A 21104-nucleotide genomic window follows, 5' to 3' on the forward strand; every position below is an offset into this window, starting at 1 on the left:
GGATGCCCTAGCGGAAAAGCCGCATTTGAGGGGCCGCAACCGCGATTGAGGTTGCGGCCCTTTGCATATCTGCGCAAAGAGCGGCGCATGCTCGACAAACTCACCGCACAAGCCCCAGACGCCCTCCTCGCCCTCATCAAGATGCACGCGGCCGATCCGCGCGAGGACAAGATCGATCTCGGCGTCGGCGTCTATCGCACGAACGAGGGCGCGACGCCGGTCTTCCGGGCGATTAAGCAGGCCGAACAGAAGCTGCTCGATGTGCAGGATTCCAAGAGCTATCTCGGCCCCGAAGGCGACAGCGGTTTCGTCAAGGCGCTGATGCCCTACATCTTCGGCGAAGGCTCGCCTCTTACCGAGCGTATCGAAGGCATGCAGACGCCCGGTGGCACCGGTGCGGTCCGCCTCGCGGTTTCGCTGGCTGCCAAGGCGGGCGTAAAGCGCATCCACCTCGGCATTCCGAGTTGGCCCAATCACGCGCAGATCCTCGATGACGTGGGCGTGGAGACGGTACCTTTCTCCCACGCGAAGTCCGATGGCACCGCCGATCTCGACGCAGTCCTCGGCGCGATCCGCGGAGCCGGAAGTGACGGTGCGGTGCTGCTGCACGGCTGCTGTCACAACCCGACGGGGATCGACTACACTGGCGAGCAATGGGATGCGATTGCAGATGCCTTTGCCGAAACGGGTGTGCTTCCGATTCTCGACATCGCCTACCAGGGCCTTGGGCAGGGAATGGAAGAGGATGTCGCGGGCGTGCGCGCGGTCCTCGCCAAGGTGCCCGAAGCGCTGATCGCCTATAGCTGCGACAAGAACTTCGGCCTTTACCGCGACCGTGTGGGTGCCTTCTACATGATGGCAAGCGAGGCGGGGCAACTGTCCGCCATCGCCTCCAACGCCAATGCGCTGGCCCGCGCGAACTGGTCGATGCCGCCCGATCATGGCGGCGCGGCAGTGCGGTTGCTGCTTGAGGACAAGGGCATGACCGCGACCTGGTTGGAAGAACTCGACGAGATGCGCGCTCGCATGCGCCGCGTGCGTGATCGACTGGCTGCAGCAGACAATGAGGCGCCCGGCCTCGGCCTTACCGCGCTGGGCGAACAGAATGGGTTGTTTGCCATGCTGCCGCTCACGAAGGACCAGATCGCCAGTCTGCGCGAGGACCACGCGATCTACATGGCTGGATCGGGCCGCATCAACGTGGCGGGGCTTCATGCCGGCAATACCGAGAAGTTCATCGCCGCTCTTGCCGATGTGACCAGGGGGTAACCCACGGTGGCGCTCGACCGGCAACCGGTGCTGGAGACCGAGCGCTTGATCCTGCGCCCGCTCGCCGAGGAGGACCGAGAGGCGCTCTACGAAGTGGCCTCCGACCCGTCCGTGTGGGAGCAGCACCCGATCCACGATCGCTGGCGGCGCGAGGTATTCGACGCCTTTTTCGACGAAGGCATCGCCTGCGGCGGTGCGCTCGCCGTCGTGCGCAAGAGCGACGAGCGGATGCTCGGCTCCACCCGCTTCGATCGGTTCTATGACGAAGACGGCGGCGTGGTCGAGATCGGGTGGACATTCCTCGCGCCCATGTGCTGGGGCAAGGGCTACAACCCCGAGATGAAGCGCGCGATGGTCGCCCATGCCCTCGCCGAAGTTGCCACCGTCGAGTTCCGCGTCGGCGACACCAACTACCGCTCGCGCAACGCCCTCGAAGCCATCGGCGCGGTGCGCACCGACCGCTACGAACTCGGCCGTTACCAGGGCAAGCGCGTGGTCCACCTCGTCTACGAGATCACCCGCGAAGCGTTCGAAAGCGGGCCGCTCGCCTGAGTAGGACTGCCGAAGGGCAGCGCTACAGGATGGAACACTTGGAACACGGTCCTGGGGAAGAACTCCCATTGCGCCTCTAGCCCCTCCCATGAATGAAAATGTCGGGCAGGAAGCTGGCGTCGGCACGGGTGGATATGTGCCGAAAAACTGGAGCGTAGGAAAATGTGCTCGTCGTCCGCGGCCGCTACATGGCAGGCGGAACCTGTCCAGCCATGTCACCGCGGGGTCGCCAAAACCCCGCAGCGACAGAAGGCCAGTTCAGTTGCCCCGGCAGGAATTGCCCGGATGCCACGGTGCGGAGGGATCCATGAATCCGATCACATACCGCCAGAACGAAGCAAAGGTCTGGGTGAACCCCATGGCATCCCACGGGGTATCATTCCGCCCCGAGTAGCTGCATTCCGAGGCGCCGTTCACGCCGCCGGGAACGGACTTGCCGTTGCCGCCGATCTCGCCCGCCGAAACAGGCGCGGTCGCAACCAACGCAGCGATGACGATTGCAGAGCTTAGTTTACGCATATCCAGTCTCCTAGAGTTGCCAATGATGCAACCCGTTTCAGGCGACCCGACTCTTATGCGGTGGACAATGGATACACGTTTCCCTGCGTGCAGCCAAATATGGCCCTGCGGGATTGGCGGTGGATTTCCGACAAGTTGATATGAATTGCCGTGCTCGATCGCGTGACATTTGTGTCTGCAAATGTGTCGCGATACACTAACAGTATGCTGTTTCATTTCGCTTTTGCGGCCTCGGCCCTTGCACTTCCCGATTTTACTCCAATCCAAACCTATTATCCGCCTTCCGCTCTGAGGAAGGATCAGTCCGCAGCTGCACTCTTGGAGCTCACTGTCGATCCGGAAGGCAAGCGCATCGGTTGTGAGACACTGGCCATCTTCGGTGACGAGGAACTGGCGGAAGATATTTGCAAGCTGCAAGCCCGGGCTGAGATCGGCGCGGCTCGGGATTCCAGCGGCAACCCCGCATATGGCGTCCTTCGAGTGTTTGTCCGATATTCGATTATCCAGACCGAGAAGGGACGTGAAATCTATCGCCTGGAAGCACCGGGATACACGCATACAGTGACTGGCATGCGGTTCCGTAGCGGGACGCGCCCAGCGCCATTCGAGCAATTCGAAGCAATGGTCGGAGAGCCGAAACATCTATTGAGCGCCGATGCCACGCTCACCGTCGAATCCTTGCCCGGTGTTGACGGCACCATGTGGCACCAGAACCTGATCGTCGAAGTGAGTCGTGACGGATCGCTGGCCCACTGTCAGGCCGACGCCAGATTCGACGTTTCTCGGCATCCCGCTTACGCCAAGGCAGCTTGCGATCAGCTTGCAATGGTGGGTCTTGAGCCCCTTCTCGTCGAAGGCCGACCGGTGGTCCACGTGAGGCGCTACGAAGTGCAGTTCCGCATTCCAGAAGAGCAGAAAGCGACTGAATCAGAGAACTAACCCGCCAAGCTCTGCATCCGTTTCAGATACCGCGCCAGTACATCGATCTCGAGATTGACGTGGTCGCCTTGCGACAGCTCGCCCAAGGTCGTCACTTCGGCGGTGTGCGGGATGATGTTGAGCGCGAAGTCGCAGGTGCCGTCCTCGCGGTCGCGGACGTCGTTTACGGTGAGCGAGACGCCGTCGACGGTGATCGAGCCCTTCTCTGCCACGAAGGGCGCGAATTCGCGGCCGAGGCGGATGGCGAGGTGCCAGGAGCCGCCCTTTTCCTTTTTGGCGACGACTTCGCCGACCGTGTCGACATGGCCGGTGACGAGATGACCGCCTAGCTCATCGCCGAGCTTCAGCGCGGGCTCGAGATTGAGCTTGCGGCCTGCCTCCCACATGCCGGACACAGTGCGGCTGATCGTCTCGCCCGAAACGTCGAAGCCGATGCGGGCATCGCCCTTGCTGCCGGCCAGCGTCACCACGGTCAGGCACACGCCCGAGCAGGCGATCGAGGCGCCGATATCTATGGCCTCGGGATCGAAGGGGCAGGCAACGTTCACGCGCGTGTCGCCGCGCTGCTCGACGCTTTCGATGGTGCCGATGGCGGTGACGATGCCGGTGAACATGGTGCGCTATATCTCCTGTCGGGTGCGGCGATAGGCGGTGAATGTGTCGCTGCCAAGCTGGCGGATTTCGGCAAGCGCCCAGCGGCCATGCGCTTCGGCCAGGCTCCCAAGTCCGATATCGCCCAGCGCGCTCTGGCCAGCACCGATCAGGATCGGCGCGCGGTAGATTTCGAGCCGGTCGACGAGGTCGGCCTGGAGGAAACTCGCCGCCGCGCCCGCGCCGCCTTCGACATAGAGATGTTGCACGCCGTCGAGGCTCGCGATTTGTTCGGGCGAGTTGATCACCTTGACCCCGTCGGGCGGGATGCCGCGCGTCAGCAACACACGCTGCGGGCTGCGGGCTTCGAGGCCTTCCAGTCGGACATCGAGCCGGGGCTTGTCCTGCCGCCAGGTGCCTCCGCCGACAAGGATGGCATCGCTCATCGCGCGCCGCGAATGGACATGCGCGCGCGCTTCCTCGCCGGTGATCCACTGGCTCTCGCCATTGTCCATCGCGATGCAGCCATCAAGCGACAGCGCGAGCTTGAGCGTGACATGCGGGCGTCCGAGATGCGCGCGGGTGAGGTAACCGGCGAGGCTTTCCTCAACCTCGGGCAGCGCCAGCGTGTGGACGTCGATCCCCGCCTTGCCGAGCCGCAGGATACCCTCGCCCGACGTGCGCGGATCGGGGTCGGATGCGCCGATGACGACACTCGCGAGGCCCGCTTCGGCGAGCAGGTCGGCGCAGGCCGGGCCGCGTTCGGATTGGTGGGCGCAGGGTTCGAGCGTGACATAGGCTGTGGCGCCCTGCGCCCGCGCGCCCGCCTGTTCGAGAGCCACCGCCTCGGCATGCGGGCGACCGCCTTCGCGGGTCCAGCCGCGGCCGACGACCGTGCCGTCCTTGACGATGATGCAACCGACTGCCGGATTGGGGCGCGAAACGGGCCGTCCGCGCGAGGCAAGCCGCGCTGCTGCAGCCAGGAAGGCGGCGTCACTCGCTATCGGATTCGGTCCCTTGTGTGCTTTCACCGAACAGGCTTTCGAGGCGCTGGCGCTCGGCCGCGGCGGCGGCGGCTTCCTCTGCCTCGATCTGGGCTTCCATCGCCTCGACATCGAGTCCGCTCGCCGCGCCCACTTCCTTGTAGAGTTCGCGCCGACGTTCGATCAGGCGCGCTTCCTCGGCCTCGCGCTCGTCCTTCAGGCGCTGGTTCTCGATATTGGACTGACGGATTTCCTCGTCCGTGCGATCAGCTGCATAGGTGGTGATGTAGGTCACATCGGGTTCTTGCGGCGGATAGTAATATTTCTCCTGCGTCACCCAGAACAGGAGACTGCCCGAGATCGCAAATGAGGCCGCGAGGATCGGCCAGCGATAGGGCGTGGGCTTCTTCCATTCCTGGATGAAGTCATTGATGCCGCCGACAGCATTGAAGCGGGTACGATAGCGCATATCGGCTAGATAGTAGGCCTCGCGCCTGAACGCTAGCCGAAGCTGGCGTAGAGCGTGCGGCCGTGCTGCGAGAGCCAACGATTGGCCTCCGCGATTTCGCCTTCGAAGATATCGTCAAGCAGCGCGTGGAATGCGGGCGAGTGGTCGAAATGGACGAGGTGCGCGACTTCGTGTGCCACCACCGAGCGGCGCACATGGTCGGGCGCTTGCACCAGGCGCCAGTTGAGCCTGAGGACGCCTCCCGACGAGCAACTGCCCCAACGCCGCTTGGCACGCGTCAGGCGGACGGGAGCGGCGGGCAGCTTCGCCCGCTCGCAATAGGTCGCGGCATCCTCGGTAAACAGCGCCAGCGCCCGGTGCTCGAGCCAGCGCGAGAGGCGCTTGCCCAGCGTTTCCTCTGGACCGCCTAGCCGCAGGGCGTTACCCTCCAGCACGGGTTTGCGAGGGGCATCGGCGAGCCACTCGACGCGCAATTGGCGCCCGCAATAGGTGAGTGCGCGTTCCGCCACCGGATCGCGCTTCTCCGGAACCTTCGCGACCTGCTGCTCCAGCCATGCCGCACGTGCATGAGCGAAGGCAATCGCCTCCTTCGAGGCACACCAGCGCGGCAAAGTTATCCGCACCGCGCTGCCATCGGGGGCGAGGCGCAAGGTCAGGCGCTTGGCGGTCGGGTGGCGGCGCAGCTCGATGGGAAGCTTCTGCCCGCCGATCTCGATCTCGGGCTTGAGGTTCGCCTCGCGCAGCCACTCGATCATGCGGGCTGTTCCTCCCCGTCCGCCCATTCGACAATGTGGTGTTCGAGCGGCCCGGCCTCGTCCTCGCTGATGACCCGGCCTGCCACCGAAACGCCCGCGCGGATGACTGCCTCGCGGTCGCCCGAGATCAGGTAATGCCAGCGCGGCAGCGGCCGGTCCTCGGCGCGGCGGCGATAGGCGCAGGTGTCGGGGAGCCAAGGCACGCGGTCGACCAGCTTCAGGGTCAGGCGCAGGCAATCGGGCACGAAAGCCTTGCGGTGCTTGTAATCGGTGCAACGCGCGGTCTCGCAGTCGAGCAGCTTGCAGGCGACGTTCGTCTCTTCGATCTCGCCGGTGTCCTCGTATTCGACCTTGTGCAGGCAGCAGCGCCCGCAGCCATCGCACAGCGCTTCCCATTCCTCCTGGTTGAGCTGGGCCAGCGGCCGCTCCCAGAAGCGGTCCCTCAGCGTACCCATTTGGCCAATTCCGCCGCCACCGCATCGGGGCCCTCGTCGGTCGGGAGCATCGCTAGCGGCTTTCCATCTGGTCCGAACAGGTAGGTGATGTTGGTGTGATTCACCAAATAGCCGCCCGATTCCGATTCCTCGCCGCGGCTGAAGAACACGGCAAAGGAGCTGGCTACCTCTTCGAGCTGCTCCTTGCTCCCTGTCATACCGATCAGGCGCGGGTGGAAGGCATCGGTGAACTCGGTAAGTACCTCAGGCGTGTCACGTTCGGGATCCACGCTGACGAAGAGCGGCTGGATTTTTGCGCCCAGCTCGGGATTGTCGGCCTCGAACTTCTTCAGGCCGGCCATCGCGCGCTGGTTGTCGGTCGGGCAGACGTCGGGGCAATAGGCGTAGCCGAAATAGATCGTACGGAACTGTCCGTCGAAATCATTCCAGCTTACCTGCTCGCCGGTCTCGCCTGTCAGCGTGAATTCGCTTCCAATCGCGGCACCCGCCAGCGGCGGTTCGCCGGGGTCGGTTGGCGAAGCGCCCTGCGAACAGGCGGCAAGGATCAGGCTGGCGGCGAGGATTGTTGGAACGCGGTACATGACATAGCGGTTCATGGTCTGCTAACGGCCCCTGTTCAAGGGTTCGCCCTTAAGGAAATTGCGAATAATCGAAGGCGGAGAATACGGCAGTGCGCAGCTTGGGCATGACACGGGGACTTGCAATTGCGATGGGGACGCTGGCGATGCTGGCAACTCCGCTTGCTGCCCAGCGGACGACCGATGGGTACAAGTTCATCAAGGCTGTGCGCGACCGTGACGGCGACGTGGCGACGGCATTGCTCAACGAACCGGGTTCCACCATCGTCAACGCGCGCGAGATCACGACCGGCGAAACCGCTCTCCACGCGGTTGTCCAGCGGCGCGACCTCACTTGGGTGCGCTTCCTCCTGCAGCGCGGCGCCAATCCGAACATTGCCGACAAGAATGGCGTCTACCCGCTGCAGATTGCAGCCCAGCTCGGATTTATCGAGGGCGTGGAGCGCCTGATCGAGGGCGGGGCGGAAGTCGATGTTTCGGACGTAACGGGCGAAACGCCGCTGATCAGCGCTGTGCACCGCCGCGACGTCAAGATGGTCGAGGTGCTCGTTGTGAACGGTGCGAACCCCGACCGCACGGACAACTCCGGCCGCTCGGCCCGCGACTACGCGATGCTGCTGGGCGCGCGCGCGGGCGTGCTCGAAGCGATCGAAGAGGCAGAAGCTTCCGACGAGGATGAAGCCGAAATCTACGGCCCGAACTGATGGACGAAACCGCCCCCGACATCGCAGACCTGACGCTCGACGAGCTTCGTCTCGCGCTCGCCCCCGCAATTGCAGATGCGGCGATCTTCGACGGCTGGAGCGACGAGGCGCTGGTCATGGCTGCCGAACAGATGGGCGCCGATGTCGACGTGGCGCGACTGGCGTTCAAAGTCGGGGCGATGGAGATGATCATCGCCTGGATCGAGGCGGTCGATTTCGCCATGGCGGCGGCTTTCCCCGAAGAGGTGGTTGCGGAGATGAAGATCCGCGAGCGGATCCGGGCGCTGGTGCAATTCCGTCTCGATGCCGTGGCCGGACAGGAAGAGGCGCTGCGCCGCGCGCTCGCCATCATGGCCATGCCGCAGAACATTGCCCGCTCGACCAAGCGCGGCTGGCAGACCGCCGATCTGATGTGGCGGCTCGCAGGCGATACAGCGACCGATTACAATCACTACACCAAGCGCGCGATCTTGGCCTCGATCTACGGCGCGACGCTTGCAGTCTTCGTAGACGACCAGAGCGAAGGCAAGGCCGACACCCGCGCCTTCCTTGACCGCCGGATCGACGGGGTGATGCAGTTCGAGAAGGTCAAGGCCAAGTGGCTGAACCCCGAACGCGAGAGCTTCAGCGTCACGCGTTTCCTAGGACGTCTCAGATATCCGGCGCGCTAACACCCGCTATTGATAACCAGTTGCAATAAGCCTCGCGTTCTGACAGGGCGCTGGGCATGACTTTGGACGGTTTCGAAAGCGGGCGCAGCGCGCGCATTACCGGTGTCGACTGGGCCGCTCTGGCCGAGGACGAGGGCAAGCGCCTGAAGGCATTGGGCGTGGACGAGGGGGCAGAAGTGGCCATCGTCCACCGCGGCGTCTTCGGAACGCGCGATCCGCTGGCCCTCCGTCTCGGCAACATGACTATCGCCATACGCCGCGCGCATGCACGCGCCATCAGCGTGGAGGCCGCATGAGCCGCGAGGACCGGGTAAAGACGCGCACCGCCGCGCTGGTCGGCAATCCCAATTCGGGCAAGTCGGCGCTGTTCAACGCGCTCACCGGCGCGCGCCAGAAAATCGCGAATTACGCCGGTGTTACGGTCGAGCGGAAGGCCGGAAAGCTGACTTTGCCGAATGGCGAGGCGGTCGAACTGCTCGACCTGCCCGGCTCCTACAGTTTCGACGCTGCCAGCCCCGATGAGGCGGTTACGCGCGATGTCGTGAAGGGCACGTTCGAAGGTGAGGCCGTGCCCGATGTGCTCGTGCTCGTGCTCGATGCGGCCAATCTCGAACAGCACCTCGTCTTTGCGCAGGAAGTGCTCGAGCTGGGCCGCCCGACAGTGGTCGCGCTCAACATGGTCGACCTTGCGGAGCGCGACGGGCTGACGCTCGATCCGGCCGCGCTTTCGGAAGCGCTGGGCGTGCCGGTTATCCCGACCGTAGCCGTGCGTCGCCGTGGGATTGCCGAGCTCAACGCCGCGATTGCCGAAGCCGAAACCCATGCCGACGAGGAGGCGCACACGCGCTGGCACCTCACGCTGCCCGAGCGGCGGCTGTCGGCCAAGCACATCGCCAAGGCTGCGATCCTGTCGAAATCGACGCGCCACACGATCGAGAACGGGGTCGACCGGATTTTGCTCAATCCGTGGATCGGCCCGATCATCCTGTTTGGCCTGCTCTTCGTCATCTTCCAGGCCGTATTTGCCTGGGCGACACCCTTTGCCGATGCGCTCGAAGGCGGTGTGGGAATAGTATCGCAAGCCGTCACGGACACGATGGCACCCGGCCTCGTCCGGGATTTCCTGACCGAGGGCGTGCTTGCGGGCGTCGGCTCGGTGGTCGTCTTCCTGCCGCAGATCATCATCCTCTTCGCCTTCATCCTCGTGATGGAAGCGAGCGGCTACATGGCGCGCGCGGCCTTCCTGATGGACCGGTTGATGGCGGGCGTGGGGCTGAGCGGGAAAAGCTTTATCCCGCTGCTCTCGAGCTTCGCCTGCGCCATTCCCGGCATCATGGCGACGCGCAGCATCGCAGATCCCAAGGACCGGCTGACGACCATCCTCATCGCACCGCTGATGACATGTTCGGCGCGCCTGCCGGTTTATGCCGTGATCATTGCAGCGGTCATTCCGCAGTCCACGGTCGGCCCCGGGGTTGGTCTTCAGGGGCTGGTCCTGTTCGCGCTCTATGTTGCCGGGATAATCGGAGCGATGGTGGTCGCACTCGTGCTGCGTAGCACGGTGACCAAGGGCGCCGCTTCGGGCTTCATCATGGAGCTTCCGCGTTATCAGCTGCCGCGCATCAAGGACCTGGCGATCGGACTCTGGCAGCGCGCCTGGGTCTTCCTGCGACGCGCAGGTACGATCATCTTCGTCGCCACGATTGCCCTGTGGGTGCTGCTGTCGTTCCCGAAGGCGGGCGAGGGCGAAAGCCAGCTCGATTCGAGCTATGCCGGGGCCGTCGCCGATGCGATCCACCCGGTTCTCGAACCGATCGGATTCAACCGCGAAATGAGCTTGGCGCTCGTGCCGGCCATGGCCGCGCGCGAAGTTGCGGTCTCGGCGCTGGCAACCACCTATGCCGTCGATGCGGAGGACGAGGATCTGGCGGCGGAGGGCGTGACCGCGAAGATCGCCGCGCTGTGGAGCCTGCCTACCGCGCTCGCCTTCCTCGCGTGGTTCGTCTTCGCCCCACAGTGCCTGTCGACCATCGCAGTCGCAAGGCGCGAGACGAATGGGTGGAAGTGGCCGATCGTGATGGTCGCCTACCTGTTCGCGCTGGCTTGGCTCGCGGCAGGGGCGACCTACTGGATCGCGGTCAGCCTCGGGCTTTAGCTCCGCTTCGGTGGAAACCTCGCCTGCGCCCTAGAACCGACTCGCTTCGCCCGTTAGGCCAAGCGCCAACAGTTACGAAGGAACGATTCGATGGCCGGTAGCCTCAACAAAGTCATGCTCATCGGAAACCTGGGCGCAGACCCGGAAATCCGCAGCTTTCCCAATGGTGGTAAGGTCGCCAATCTGCGCATCGCGACTTCCGAACAATGGAAGGACCGCAACACCGGCGAACGGCAGGAGCGGACCGAGTGGCACACAGTCTCGATCTTCTCCGAAGGCCTGATCAACGTGGTAGAGCGCTATTTGCGCAAGGGTTCGAAGGTCTTCGTCGAAGGCCAGCTCCAGACCCGCAAGTGGCAGGACCAGCAGGGCAATGACCGTTATTCGACCGAAGTCGTCCTGCGCGGCTTCAACGGCACGCTGACCATGCTCGACGGTCCCGGCGGCGGCTATGGCGGAGGCCAGCAGGGCGGCGGCTACGGCGGCGGAAGCGGCGGTGGCGGGTTCGGCGGCGGCCAGTCAGGCGGCGGCAACAACCAGGGCGGCGGTTCGAACTACGACGACCTGGACGACGATATTCCGTTCTGATTGTCGACGAGATTTGTCTGATCGAATGATTTTACGATAGGTTCGGTCGATGATCAAAGCGCTCCTATCTTTCGCCTCGCTTCATGTCCTTGGCTCAATGGCTGTGGTCTGCTCGCCAGTGGCCGCTCAAGAATCTGCTGCCGGGCAAGAAATCGAGCACCTGCAAAATATTGAGATCGCAGAGGCGAGGCGCGTGCTTACAGCTGTGCGGCGGGAACAAGCTACTTTGCGCCGTGGGGAGGCGACATACTTCCACCTCTACAGCGGTGCGCCGGCATCCTACGATCAGAACAAGGTTGCGCCCATCGATGCCTTTGTCGAACTCGATCTCGGCCGGATTTGGCAGATCAAGCGCATATCCGACAAGCGGGAGGTCTTTCCGGTATATGAACTGACGGTCACGCCAAACGGTCTTGGTCAGACGATGTGGAAACTGACCGTCCAGATGGGGTGGGCCGATCCGGAAGGCCGGGTCGAGCGCATAACGATGTTCTTCGGCCCTCCGCCGCCTTTCTGATCAATCTTTCTTTAGTGCCGCCAGCGCCTCGGCCAATGGGCCGCTCGGCCCGCGCTGCTCATCGCTTTCGATGCCTGCTTCTTCGCGTGCGGCGTCGGCACCCGGGCCTTCGCGGAAGGGATCGATGGAGAGGCCCAGTTCCTGCGCAATCGCTTCGCCGAGGTCGAAGGCATCGCCTTCGTATTCGATCTCGTCGAGGTCCTCCTCGGTCAGCTCGAATTCGGCGTCTTCCTCGTATTCGCCCATCTGCCCGGCAGGAACAAAGCGCAGCGAGAATTCCTCCTCGACACGGTAGCTCAGCGGTTCGCGGGTCACTGCGCAGGGCTGGGTAATGCCTGCTGACAGGGTGCCCTTGGCGATCACGGCCTGGTCTTTCTCTACGAAACCGACCGTGGCAGTGAAGTCGTCTATCCCGAGCACGTCGAAGCGCGTTGCCAGCGCCGCGCGCTCATCGGCATTGGCTTCGATTGCCATCTCGCCAGCCGGCAGGGCGCGCGGCTTGACGAGGCGGACGAGTTCGCTTTGCCCGCCGCTCATGCTGCCACCTCGCCCTTGCGAAGCTGTTCGGCAGAAGTCCGCTCGAAGCGCTTGTGGAGACGGATCATCCGCTCGGCGAGCGCCTCGGCCTCGTCTTCCTGCGACAGGGTCACATTGCGCCTGAGCGCCCCTGCCAGCTCGCCGCGATCCTCATTTGCGAGCGCCTTGCGGTAGGTGCCGAGCCGGCCGCCCATGCTGCTCATGAGGTTGCCGATCTTCTTGCCGACGGTGGGATCGCCGATGCCTGCTTCGCGCAGCTGGCCCTCCATGTCCTCGACGAAGAGTTCGGTCACCAGCGCAGTGTGCGGGGCGAGGGACTCCTCGCGCTCCATCCGCAACATGACGAGGCTGAGCACCAACGTGATCATGTCGAAGCGCCCTTCCACCGTGTCGGCCACACCGCACATGCGATACCAGTCGGGATCGCGCGCCTCCTCGACGATGGTGTGCCACAGCGGGCGCCATTCTTCGCGCGGGTCGCTCTGTGTGCCGAAAAGGCGGGCGAGGAAGGACATGTCTTCGCGTATTCCTGTCTGCTTGTTCAGCGGTAATTAAAGCCGCCATCCCCACCGCTCGATCACACATACGTTGCATGGGCGCGCATGGGCGTTTAGGGCGTCGTCCGCGCATATAGGGTGCCGCTGCCATCAGGCCAAGCGCGCCGGAGTTACGGAGTTCGAAGTATTCGCATGAGGACCACCAAAATCCTTGCCACGACCGCTCTGGTCGCTGCCGGTCTTTCGCTGGGCGCATGCTCCTCGATCCGCGAATCGCGCGGCTACATCAACGATGCGGTCCTGCTCAATTCCGTACAGCCGGGCATCGACAACCAGCGCAGCGTCGAAATGACGCTGGGCCGCCCGACCTTCACCAGCCAGTTCGGCGAACCGACGTGGTATTACGTGTCTTCCACCACCGGCCGGAAGCCATTCGTGCGCCCGCGCATCCAGCAGCATTCGGTGCTGACAGTGAAGTTCGGCCCCGATGGCAATGTCGTTTCGGCCGATCGGAGCGGGCTGGACCAGGTTACCTACCTGACCCCCGATGGCGACAAGACGCCGACGCTCGGCCGCGAGCGCGGCTTCCTCGAAGACCTCTTCGGCAATATCGGCACTGTCGGCCAACCGGGTCTTGGCGGGCAGGGCGGTCCGGGCGGGCGCTAGGCGCGCCCTCATCCCACTTCTTGGCCACGCTTCTTGACCCCTAGGGCGCACTCCCCATATCGCGCCGCATGGACGATAGAGACAATCGCCACGGGCTGACCCAGTGGCACGGAACCACCATCATCGGTGTACGCAAGGGTGACCGCATCGTGGTCGCCGGGGACGGACAGGTCTCCATGGGCAACACGGTGATGAAGCCCAATGCCCGCAAGGTCCGCCGGATCGGTGAGGGCGGCAAGGTCGTGGCAGGTTTTGCCGGTGCGACCGCCGATGCCTTCACCCTGTTCGAGCGGCTGGAAAAGAAGCTCGAGCAGTATAACGGCCAGCTTCTTCGCGCCGCGGTGGAACTGACCAAGGACTGGCGCACCGACAAGTACCTGCGCAATCTCGAAGCACTGATGATTGTGGCGGACAAGGAGAACCTCCTCGTACTGACCGGCAATGGCGACGTGCTCGAGCCCGAAGGCGGCATTACCGCGATCGGTTCGGGCGGGAACTATGCGCTCGCCGCGGCCAAGGCGATCGCCGAATATGAAGACGATCCCGAAGTGATTGCGCGCAAGGCGATGCAGGTCGCCGCCGACATCTGCGTCTTCACCAACGGCAATGTGACCCTCGAAGAGGTCTGAGAGAACTCATGGACAATCTGACCCCCAAGGCGATCGTCGCCGCGCTGGACGAGCATATCATCGGCCAGAAGGACGCGAAGCGCGCCGTGGCCGTGGCGCTCCGTAACCGCTGGCGCCGCCAGCGCCTCGATCGCGATCTCCGCGATGAGGTGACGCCCAAGAACATCCTGATGATCGGCCCCACCGGCTGCGGCAAGACCGAGATCAGCCGTCGTCTGGCGAAGCTGGCCGAGGCTCCCTTCGTGAAGGTCGAGGCGACCAAGTTCACCGAAGTCGGTTATGTCGGCCGCGATGTCGAACAGATCGCCCGCGACCTTGCCGAAGAAGCGATCCGGCTGGAGAAGGAGCGCCGCCGCGAGGCTGTGCGTGAGACCGCCAGCCAGGCGGCGATGGAACGCCTGCTCAACGCGCTTGTCGGCGAAAATGCCAGCGAGGCGACGCGCGAAGCCTTCCGCGAGCGCATCGTGCAGAACGCGATGAACGACACGGAAGTCGAGATCGACGTGAAGGAGCAGCCCTCCAGCAACATGGAAATCCCCGGCATGCCCGGCAATGTCGGCATGATTGACCTCTCCGACATGCTCGGCAAGGCGATGGGCAAATCCAATCTCAAGCGCCGCAAGCTGAAAGTCCCCGACGCGTGGGACCGGCTGGTGGAGGAAGAGGCCGAAAAGCGCATGGACCAGGACGACGTCAACCGCGTCGCGCTGGAAAATGCGGAGACCAACGGCATCGTCTTCCTCGACGAGATCGACAAGATTGCCGTCTCCGATGTACGCGGCGGTTCGGTGAGCCGTGAAGGCGTGCAGCGCGACCTGCTGCCGCTGATCGAAGGCACGACCGTGGCGACGAAGTACGGCCCGATGAAGACCGACCACGTCCTCTTTATCGCGAGCGGAGCGTTCCATGTCTCCAAGCCTTCGGACATGTTGCCCGAACTCCAGGGCCGCCTGCCGATCCGGGTCGAGCTGCGCGCGCTGACCGAGGAAGACTTCGTGCGCATCCTCACCGAAACGCGCGCCAACCTCGTGCAGCAGTACAAGGCGCTGATCGGGACCGAGGAAGTCACGCTCGACATCACCGACGATGCGATTGCGGAAGTCGCGAAGATCGCCGCGCGGGTAAACGAGAGCGTCGAGAACATCGGTGCCCGCCGCCTGCAAACGGTGATGGAGCGCCTGCTCGAGGACATCAGCTTCGAAGCCGAAGAGCACAAGGGCGAGACGATCACGGTCGACGCCGCCTATGTGCGCGAACGGCTGGACGATCTGTCGGGCGATACCGATCTCAGCAAGTATATCCTGTGATGACGAAGCCGGTGCGCGACCGTGAGGCGATGATCGCCGCCATGGAGCCCCGGCTCGACACCCAAAGCTGGTGCTTCGTTCTCGTGAGCCCCGACACGGCGCCGCAATTGCTCGGCGCGGCCATCGGGACTTTTCGGGAGGACGAGGGCGTAACGGCGATCGTCCCGTCTCAGCTAGCGGACGAACTGGGCATCGAGGGGCCGGACTTCGCCCGCATTACGCTGATGGTGCATTCCGACCTTGAAGGCGTGGGGCTGACGGCGGCCGTGTCAGGCGCGCTCGCTGATGCGGGTATCGCCTGCAACATGGTGGCAGCGTTTCACCACGACCATGCTTTCGTGCCTGCCACAAAGGGCGAAGAGGCGCTGTCGATCCTGAGAAGTTTGGCGGCTTCCGCCAGCTAGGCTGACGTCAGGATCGCAGAAGTTCGTCCAGCCGCTGCTGCAGCTCGAGCAAAATGGCTTCGCGCTGTTCGTAGGTGAGCAGAACATGTCCGTTGCGGCCCATATTGTCGAAGAGCTCGTTCAGGAACTGCCGGTTCGAGCGCATCTGCTCGACGTTGCATTGCGGCATCCAGCGCGAGTCCTTGTTCCTCATGAAGCCCCAGTCGATTTCCGTATCAGTCCCCCTGGGGACTAGCTCGATCTGGATAGCCTCGGGGTGGCGGCTGTAGAGGCGGAACAACTCATTCGTCCGCTCTTCATGATTGGCGCGCTGGCGGTCGCGGAAGAGGATATAGTTGCGGAGTTGCTGCTTGATGCCCTCGTCTGTCAAGCGATCGAAACGCCCGGTCGAGAGCATCTCTTCGAGTATCGGCAGCTGGTCGGATTCGCGCCGGTAAATGTGCGAGCCGGCCACGGCACTGCACTCCGCGGGGGTCAGCGGACGTGGTTCGTCCGAAGTGAAGATGATGGACTGTGCCTGCGCGAAGAGATCCACTTTTCGCTGCAGTACTTGGCGTTCCTCACGAACCGCCTCGAGAAGCGTGGCCGTTTCGGCCTGAAGCCGCGTGAGGATTTGCTCTTCATCCTCGCGCTCCTGACGTTCCTCGTTCCAGTTCGCAGCCTGCAGGCCGAGGAACACGCCGACCACAACGATGACGAGTTCAGCCGCGAGGGCGAACCAGTTCTGCTCGCGCAGCTGCACCGCGATCTTGTTCAGGAATACCGGTGTCTTTCCCCCTGCCATCGCCGGAGTATGGAACACCGGCCGCAAGGCGCAAGGGTAAATCGTTACCTACGGATGTGGCGCAAGCCCGATTTCGACACCCGTCTTGTCGGTCAGCGCGAACTTGTCGACCAGGTCCGAGCTCGCCCGGTTGAGACCGCGTACCTGCACGCTACGGCCGTTGCGGCGCATGCGTTCGACGACCTTGTCGAGCGCGCCGATCGCTGAGATGTCCCAGAAGTGGGCCTTGCGCACATCGATGATCACGTGGTCTGCCGGATCGGGCATGCTGCTTTCGGGGCCGAGCGCGGCTTCGAAACGCTCGACGCTGGCGTAGAAGATCTGGCCCTTGGCGCGATAGATGGCGGTGTCGCCTTCGCGCTCTCGAACCACTTCGAACATGGTCATCACCTTGTGGGTGAAGAACACGCCCGACAGGATCACGCCTGCCAGCACGCCGAGTGCTAGGTTGTGGGTGGCGACCACCACGACAACAGTCGCGAGCATCACAACGCTGGACTGCCACGGGTGCTTGGAAATGTTGGGGATCGAGTTCCACGAGAAGGTCCCGATCGACACCATGATCATGATCGCCACCAGCGCCGGCATGGGCACCTGGCCGACGAGGTCGCCGAGCACGGCAAGCAGGATCAGCAGCGAGAGGCCGGCCGTGAAAGTCGACAGGCGTCCACGCCCGCCGCTGGTCACGTTGATGACCGACTGGCCGATCATCGCGCAGCCGCCCATGCCGCCGAACATCGCAGCAACCACGTTGGCGACGCCCTGACCAGCACTCTCGCGGCGCTTGTTCGAGCCGGTGTGCGTCATGTCATCGACGATTTGCGCGGTCAGCAGCGATTCGAGCAGGCCGACTGCCGCCATGGTGGCGGAGTAGGGCGCGATGATTGCGAGCGTTTCCCAGGTCAGCGGGACATCGGGCAGCGCGAAATAGGGCAGGCCCTCGGGCAGCTCGCCCATGTCGGATACGGTATTCACTGGCGCGTCGAGCCAGATGGTCAGCGCAGTCAACACGACGATCGCGATCAGCGGGCTGGGGACTGCGGTGGTGAACTTCGGGATGATGTAGATCATCGCCAGCGCGGCGGCGACCATGGCGTAGGTCATCCAGCCGATGCCTGCCGCAGTCGGATCGAGCTGGGGCAGCTGCGCCATGAAGATCAGGATCGCGAGCGCGTTGACGAAGCCGGTGATGACCGAGCGCGACACGAACTGCATCAGCAGGTCGAGCCGCAGCAGCGCGGCGATGCCTTGGAAAATCCCCATCAGGATCGTTGCGGCGAAGAGGTATTCCACTCCGTGATCGCGCACCAGCGGTACGACCACTACGGCCACTGCAGCCGTCGCGGCGCTGATCATGCCCGGACGTCCGCCGGTAAAAGCGATCACCATGGCAATCGCGACCGAGGCATAGAGCCCCACGCGCGGATCCACGCCTGCGATGATCGAGAAGCCGATCGCTTCGGGGATCAGGGCCAGCGCGACGACGATCCCGGCGAGGATGTCTGCACGGATGTTGGAGAACCAGTCGCGTTTGATCGCGCCGAGGTTGGGCATGATTTCTGTCCAGCTATATCAGGAGGGCGCGCAAGTGCACCCGGAATGATTGCGCGCTACTTAGCGATTGTGCAGTGCAACACAACCCGTAGTGGCGAGCATTCCTATTCGGCAGCCGCCGCTTCGCTCGCTTCGGCCTGCTGGCGGGCCCACATCTCTGCATAGAGACCGCGTGCCCGCAGCAGGTCCGCATGCGTGCCGCTCTCGGCAAGCCTGCCCTGATCGAGCACGAGGATGCGATCGGCATCGGCGATGGTCGACAAGCGGTGCGCGATGGCGAGCGTGGTGCGGTCCTTGCTCACCTGCTTGAGCGTGCCGAGGATGTCCTGCTCGGTGCGGCTATCAAGCGCGCTGGTCGCCTCGTCGAGCAGCAGTATCGGTGGATCCTTCACCAATGTGCGCGCAATCGCGACGCGCTGCTTCTCGCCGCCCGAGAGCTTGAGGCCGCGCTCGCCGACTTCGGTGTCGAAGCCGTCGGGCAGCTTCTCGATAAAGGGGAGAATCGCTGCGGCACGAGCCGCATTGACCATGCGCTCCTCGCTCGCGCCCTCACGGCCGTAGGCAATGTTGTAGCCGATCGTGTCGTTGAACAGCACGCTGTCCTGCGGGACGATGCCGATATGCGCGCGCAAGCTCTCCTGTTGGACCTTCGATATGTCTTGCCCGTCGATAAGGATGCGCCCCTTCTGTGGATCGTAGAAGCGGAACAGCAACCGCGCGATGGTGCTCTTGCCTGCACCCGAGGGGCCGACGATGGCGACATTGCTGCCTGCCGGGACCTCGAAAGTAAGGCCATGCAGGATCGTGCGTTCCGGCTCGTAGCCGAAATGGACGTGATCGAAGGTGATCGAAGGACGACGCACCACCAGCGCGGGCGCTCCAGGAATGTCTTTCACCTCGGCCTCGGTGTCGATCAGGCGGAACATCTCGGCCATGTCGATCAGGCCCTGACGTACCGTGCGATAGACCATGCCCAACATGTCCAGCGGACGGAAGAGCTGCATCAGGTATGTGTTCACCAGCACGAGGTCGCCGGTGGTGAAGGTGCCCTGACTCCAGCCCAAGACCGTAAAGGCCATCGCCCCGCCCATGAGCAGGTTCATGATCGCCGCTTGCGTGATATTGAGCACACCGAGCGAGTTTTCCGACTTGATGGCGGCTTCGGCCCAGGCGTGGGCTGCCTCGCCATAACGGCGACGCTCGCGCTCCTCTGCGCCGAAATACTTCACCGTCTCGTAATTCAACAGGCTGTCGACCGATCGCGCCAGCGCCTGTCCGTCGAGCTCGTTCATCTTGCGACGCAAGTCGTTGCGCCATTCGGTGATCTTTCGCGTTACATATATATAGGCGGCGACGGTCGCGGCGGTTGCGACGACCAGTTCCCAGCCGAAGTTGAAATAGAAGATCGCGCCCACGGCCAGCAGTTCGATCGCTGTGGGAGCGATGTTGAACAGCAGGAAGTAGAGCATAACGTCGATGCTCTTTGTCCCGCGTTCGATCGTCTTGGTGATCTCGCCCGTGCGACGCGACAGGTGGAAGCGCAGCGAAAGCTTGTGCAGGCGGCTGAATGTGTCCTCGGCCAGCTTGCGCGTCGCATCCTGGCCTACACGTTCGAAGGTGATGTTGCGCAGATTGTCGAACATCACGCTGGCGAAGCGCCCCGCCGCGTAGGCAATGACCAGGGCCAGCGCGACCATCAGCGTTTCGTTCGCCGGCGTGGTCATGGTGTCGACTGCGTTCTTATAGGCGAAGGGCAGGGCGAGAATCGTCGCCTTGGCTGCCAGCACGAATCCCATCGCGCCGATAATGCGCCGCTTCAGCAGCGGATTATCGTGCGGCCATAGATATGGCAGGAAGCGTTTGATGGTGGGCCAGCCTTCGAGATCGATCGGCGGCTGGGTCTTGGCTTTATCGGGCGGCATCGCCCGCTATCTGGGGCAGGTCCGCGAATTCGGCAAGGTCAGCGGCAGATCAATGCCATCCGTCGATGAGCCGACTGGCATCGTGCCGGATCGATTCCTCGGGTACATCGAACAATACGCGCCGGGTGGGAAAGTCGATGGCCACGCGGTTGAACATGCGCAGGTTCCCCATGCCAAGGATCAGCGCAGGTTCGTCGGCATAGCCCAGCGCATCGAGGGCGGGGCTGTCGACGAAAGATATCGGTATCCGGTTCAGTTGCATGGGTCCGATCTCGAGCCGCTTTGCAAAGGCGACATCGCTCAGGATTTCGGTTCCATGGACGTCCGATGTAACGACCTTGTGCTTCGCTCGCGCGCGCAAGCGTTTGTATAGGGCAAGGTTGCCAACCGAGTTCTGCGCCCCCGTATCTATGATGACTGCGGTTTTCACGCCATTGAGCCGCGCGTCTGTGATGATCATCTGGCCCAGCCGCGAGCGAGCCCTCACGATGATCTCGTAGCCGGCGTTCCCGCCGAGAGCCTTCGCATCGGCCACGGTCATGCGCCCCTCGTTGAAATCGATAAGGACGCGCAGGTCCTGGAGTGTATCGAGTCCCAGGATACCGTCCGCGCCGATATGCTGGCGCTCGAGCAGGGGAGAGACGAGCCCGCTCAGCGTTCGGTCGGCAAATTCGAGGCGGTCGATCGCTATGAGGTCGACTTCCCTTGAGGAGCCCATCGCCACCAGCATGGCACGCGAGAATGGTTCAAGCGAAAGGTCCTCTGTAATCCGAGAGGTGACCACAGTGGCTTGGGCACCCGTGTCTATGAAGAAGCGGTATGGACCCTTGCCATCGATCACGACCGGCACGGTCAGGCGTTCGTAGCGATCCTTCGCCAACTCTACCTCTACAAGCTCGGGGCTCTTTTCTGCGGTGGGATCGGCGTCGGTCTCTTCTGCGAGGACCGGGACGCTTGCGGGGACTGCACAGGCCAGCAGCAGGCCGAACAGGAATTGCCTATTTGCCATGTCTTCTCTCCAGCGCGCCCGCGCGCGAGAGCCGGGCTCGCACAGCGATG

General features: G+C 63.5%; 26 protein-coding genes. 13 read left to right on the top strand and 13 right to left on the bottom strand.

What is annotated here, in order from left to right; all coding sequences use genetic code 11:
- Positions 1 to 87: 87 nt before the first annotated feature.
- Positions 88 to 1269 (top strand): amino acid aminotransferase, encoded by a 1182-nt coding sequence (locus tag K3146_RS00110; protein ID WP_221544200.1) that lies wholly within the window; start codon positions 88 to 90, stop codon positions 1267 to 1269.
- Positions 1270 to 1314: 45 nt separating this feature from the next.
- On the top strand, positions 1315 to 1821 hold the full coding sequence (locus K3146_RS00115; protein WP_247710965.1) for a GNAT family N-acetyltransferase: 507 nt from the start codon (positions 1315 to 1317) through the stop codon (positions 1819 to 1821).
- A 258-nt stretch (positions 1822 to 2079) separates the two neighbouring features.
- Here the strand turns inward: K3146_RS00115 and K3146_RS00120 are convergent, their stop codons facing one another.
- The gene (locus tag K3146_RS00120; RefSeq protein ID WP_221544202.1) at positions 2080 to 2340 is read right to left on the bottom strand and encodes a hypothetical protein; all 261 of its coding nucleotides are present in this window, start codon (positions 2338 to 2340) and stop codon (positions 2080 to 2082) included.
- A 204-nt stretch (positions 2341 to 2544) separates the two neighbouring features.
- On the opposite strand from K3146_RS00120, the gene K3146_RS00125 reads away from it, so the two are divergent.
- Positions 2545 to 3279 (top strand): energy transducer TonB, encoded by a 735-nt coding sequence (locus K3146_RS00125; RefSeq protein WP_221544203.1) that lies wholly within the window; start codon positions 2545 to 2547, stop codon positions 3277 to 3279.
- Here K3146_RS00125 and K3146_RS00130 read toward each other — a convergent pair.
- Genes K3146_RS00130 through K3146_RS00155 form a run of 6 tightly spaced genes read right to left on the bottom strand, consistent with a single transcriptional unit; the run spans position 3276 to position 7128 of the window.
- A complete protein-coding gene (locus K3146_RS00130) occupies positions 3276 to 3893 on the bottom strand; it encodes a riboflavin synthase (RefSeq protein WP_221544204.1) in 618 nt (205 codons plus the stop codon). The genes K3146_RS00125 and K3146_RS00130 overlap by 4 nt on opposite strands.
- Positions 3894 to 3899: 6 nt before the next feature.
- Positions 3900 to 4901, bottom strand: coding sequence for a bifunctional diaminohydroxyphosphoribosylaminopyrimidine deaminase/5-amino-6-(5-phosphoribosylamino)uracil reductase RibD (gene ribD / locus K3146_RS00135; RefSeq protein ID WP_221545239.1), 1002 nt, complete (start codon positions 4899 to 4901; stop codon positions 3900 to 3902).
- Positions 4864 to 5322: a hypothetical protein gene (locus K3146_RS00140; RefSeq protein WP_221544205.1), complete on the bottom strand. Its 459-nt coding sequence runs from the start codon at positions 5320 to 5322 to the stop codon at positions 4864 to 4866. The genes ribD and K3146_RS00140 overlap by 38 nt, the downstream gene beginning before the upstream one ends.
- Positions 5323 to 5354: 32 nt before the next feature.
- A complete protein-coding gene (locus tag K3146_RS00145; protein WP_221544206.1) occupies positions 5355 to 6077 on the bottom strand; it encodes a M48 family metallopeptidase in 723 nt (240 codons plus the stop codon).
- Positions 6074 to 6532, bottom strand: coding sequence for a YcgN family cysteine cluster protein (locus tag K3146_RS00150; protein WP_221544207.1), 459 nt, complete (start codon positions 6530 to 6532; stop codon positions 6074 to 6076). The genes K3146_RS00145 and K3146_RS00150 overlap by 4 nt, the downstream gene beginning before the upstream one ends.
- On the bottom strand, positions 6520 to 7128 hold the full coding sequence (locus K3146_RS00155; RefSeq protein WP_247710966.1) for an SCO family protein: 609 nt from the start codon (positions 7126 to 7128) through the stop codon (positions 6520 to 6522). Before K3146_RS00155 ends, K3146_RS00150 begins: the two co-directional genes overlap by 13 nt.
- Positions 7129 to 7217: 89 nt before the next feature.
- Here K3146_RS00155 and K3146_RS00160 point away from each other — a divergent pair, with 89 nt between their 5' ends.
- The 6 genes from K3146_RS00160 to K3146_RS00185 all read left to right on the top strand — a co-directional run bounded on the left by K3146_RS00160 (position 7218) and on the right by K3146_RS00185 (position 11745).
- Complete coding sequence (locus K3146_RS00160) at positions 7218 to 7814, top strand: ankyrin repeat domain-containing protein (RefSeq protein WP_247710967.1); 597 nt, start codon at positions 7218 to 7220, stop codon at positions 7812 to 7814.
- The gene (locus tag K3146_RS00165; protein ID WP_221544209.1) at positions 7814 to 8485 is read left to right on the top strand and encodes a COQ9 family protein; all 672 of its coding nucleotides are present in this window, start codon (positions 7814 to 7816) and stop codon (positions 8483 to 8485) included. The genes K3146_RS00160 and K3146_RS00165 overlap by 1 nt, the downstream gene beginning before the upstream one ends.
- A 56-nt stretch (positions 8486 to 8541) precedes the next feature.
- Positions 8542 to 8781: a FeoA family protein gene (locus K3146_RS00170; protein WP_221544210.1), complete on the top strand. Its 240-nt coding sequence runs from the start codon at positions 8542 to 8544 to the stop codon at positions 8779 to 8781.
- Entirely contained in the window at positions 8778 to 10640 is a 1863-nt protein-coding gene (gene feoB, locus K3146_RS00175; protein WP_221544211.1) for a ferrous iron transporter B, read from the top strand. The genes K3146_RS00170 and feoB overlap by 4 nt, the downstream gene beginning before the upstream one ends.
- Before the next feature lie 90 nt (positions 10641 to 10730).
- Positions 10731 to 11228: a single-stranded DNA-binding protein gene (gene ssb / locus K3146_RS00180; protein WP_221544212.1), complete on the top strand. Its 498-nt coding sequence runs from the start codon at positions 10731 to 10733 to the stop codon at positions 11226 to 11228.
- Between the two features lie 49 nt (positions 11229 to 11277).
- Positions 11278 to 11745 (top strand): hypothetical protein, encoded by a 468-nt coding sequence (locus K3146_RS00185; protein WP_247710968.1) that lies wholly within the window; start codon positions 11278 to 11280, stop codon positions 11743 to 11745.
- On the opposite strand, the gene K3146_RS00190 is transcribed toward K3146_RS00185, so the two are convergent.
- Both K3146_RS00190 and K3146_RS00195 read right to left on the bottom strand, forming a co-directional pair.
- Positions 11746 to 12282, bottom strand: coding sequence for a YceD family protein (locus K3146_RS00190; RefSeq protein WP_221544213.1), 537 nt, complete (start codon positions 12280 to 12282; stop codon positions 11746 to 11748).
- Positions 12279 to 12797 carry a ubiquinol-cytochrome C chaperone family protein gene (locus K3146_RS00195; protein ID WP_221544214.1) on the bottom strand — a complete coding sequence of 173 codons (519 nt, stop codon included), beginning with the start codon at positions 12795 to 12797 and terminating at the stop codon, positions 12279 to 12281. Before K3146_RS00195 ends, K3146_RS00190 begins: the two co-directional genes overlap by 4 nt.
- Positions 12798 to 12971: 174 nt before the next feature.
- On the opposite strand from K3146_RS00195, the gene K3146_RS00200 reads away from it, so the two are divergent.
- The 4 genes from K3146_RS00200 to K3146_RS00215 all read left to right on the top strand — a co-directional run bounded on the left by K3146_RS00200 (position 12972) and on the right by K3146_RS00215 (position 15785).
- Entirely contained in the window at positions 12972 to 13445 is a 474-nt protein-coding gene (locus tag K3146_RS00200) for an outer membrane protein assembly factor BamE (protein WP_221544215.1), read from the top strand.
- Positions 13446 to 13513: 68 nt separating this feature from the next.
- Positions 13514 to 14074 carry an ATP-dependent protease subunit HslV gene (gene hslV / locus K3146_RS00205; RefSeq protein ID WP_282098451.1) on the top strand — a complete coding sequence of 187 codons (561 nt, stop codon included), beginning with the start codon at positions 13514 to 13516 and terminating at the stop codon, positions 14072 to 14074.
- An 8-nt stretch (positions 14075 to 14082) separates the two neighbouring features.
- Positions 14083 to 15381 (top strand): ATP-dependent protease ATPase subunit HslU, encoded by a 1299-nt coding sequence (hslU, locus tag K3146_RS00210; protein WP_221544216.1) that lies wholly within the window; start codon positions 14083 to 14085, stop codon positions 15379 to 15381.
- On the top strand, positions 15381 to 15785 hold the full coding sequence (locus tag K3146_RS00215; RefSeq protein ID WP_221544217.1) for an ACT domain-containing protein: 405 nt from the start codon (positions 15381 to 15383) through the stop codon (positions 15783 to 15785). The genes hslU and K3146_RS00215 overlap by 1 nt, the downstream gene beginning before the upstream one ends.
- 7 nt (positions 15786 to 15792) lie before the next feature.
- Here the strand turns inward: K3146_RS00215 and K3146_RS00220 are convergent, their stop codons facing one another.
- The 4 genes from K3146_RS00220 to K3146_RS00235 all read right to left on the bottom strand — a co-directional run bounded on the left by K3146_RS00220 (position 15793) and on the right by K3146_RS00235 (position 21054).
- On the bottom strand, positions 15793 to 16569 hold the full coding sequence (locus K3146_RS00220; protein ID WP_221544218.1) for a hypothetical protein: 777 nt from the start codon (positions 16567 to 16569) through the stop codon (positions 15793 to 15795).
- A gap of 48 nt (positions 16570 to 16617) precedes the next feature.
- The gene (locus K3146_RS00225) at positions 16618 to 18123 is read right to left on the bottom strand and encodes a SulP family inorganic anion transporter (RefSeq protein WP_221544219.1); all 1506 of its coding nucleotides are present in this window, start codon (positions 18121 to 18123) and stop codon (positions 16618 to 16620) included.
- 104 nt (positions 18124 to 18227) lie between these two features.
- The gene (locus K3146_RS00230) at positions 18228 to 20045 is read right to left on the bottom strand and encodes an ABCB family ABC transporter ATP-binding protein/permease (RefSeq protein ID WP_221544220.1); all 1818 of its coding nucleotides are present in this window, start codon (positions 20043 to 20045) and stop codon (positions 18228 to 18230) included.
- Positions 20046 to 20094: 49 nt separating this feature from the next.
- Positions 20095 to 21054: an aspartyl protease family protein gene (locus K3146_RS00235; protein WP_221544221.1), complete on the bottom strand. Its 960-nt coding sequence runs from the start codon at positions 21052 to 21054 to the stop codon at positions 20095 to 20097.
- Positions 21055 to 21104: the final 50 nt, after the last annotated feature.

The sequence above is a fragment of the Qipengyuania vesicularis genome, assembly GCF_019711415.1.
GTDB classification, from domain to species: Bacteria; Pseudomonadota; Alphaproteobacteria; order Sphingomonadales; family Sphingomonadaceae; genus Qipengyuania; species Qipengyuania vesicularis.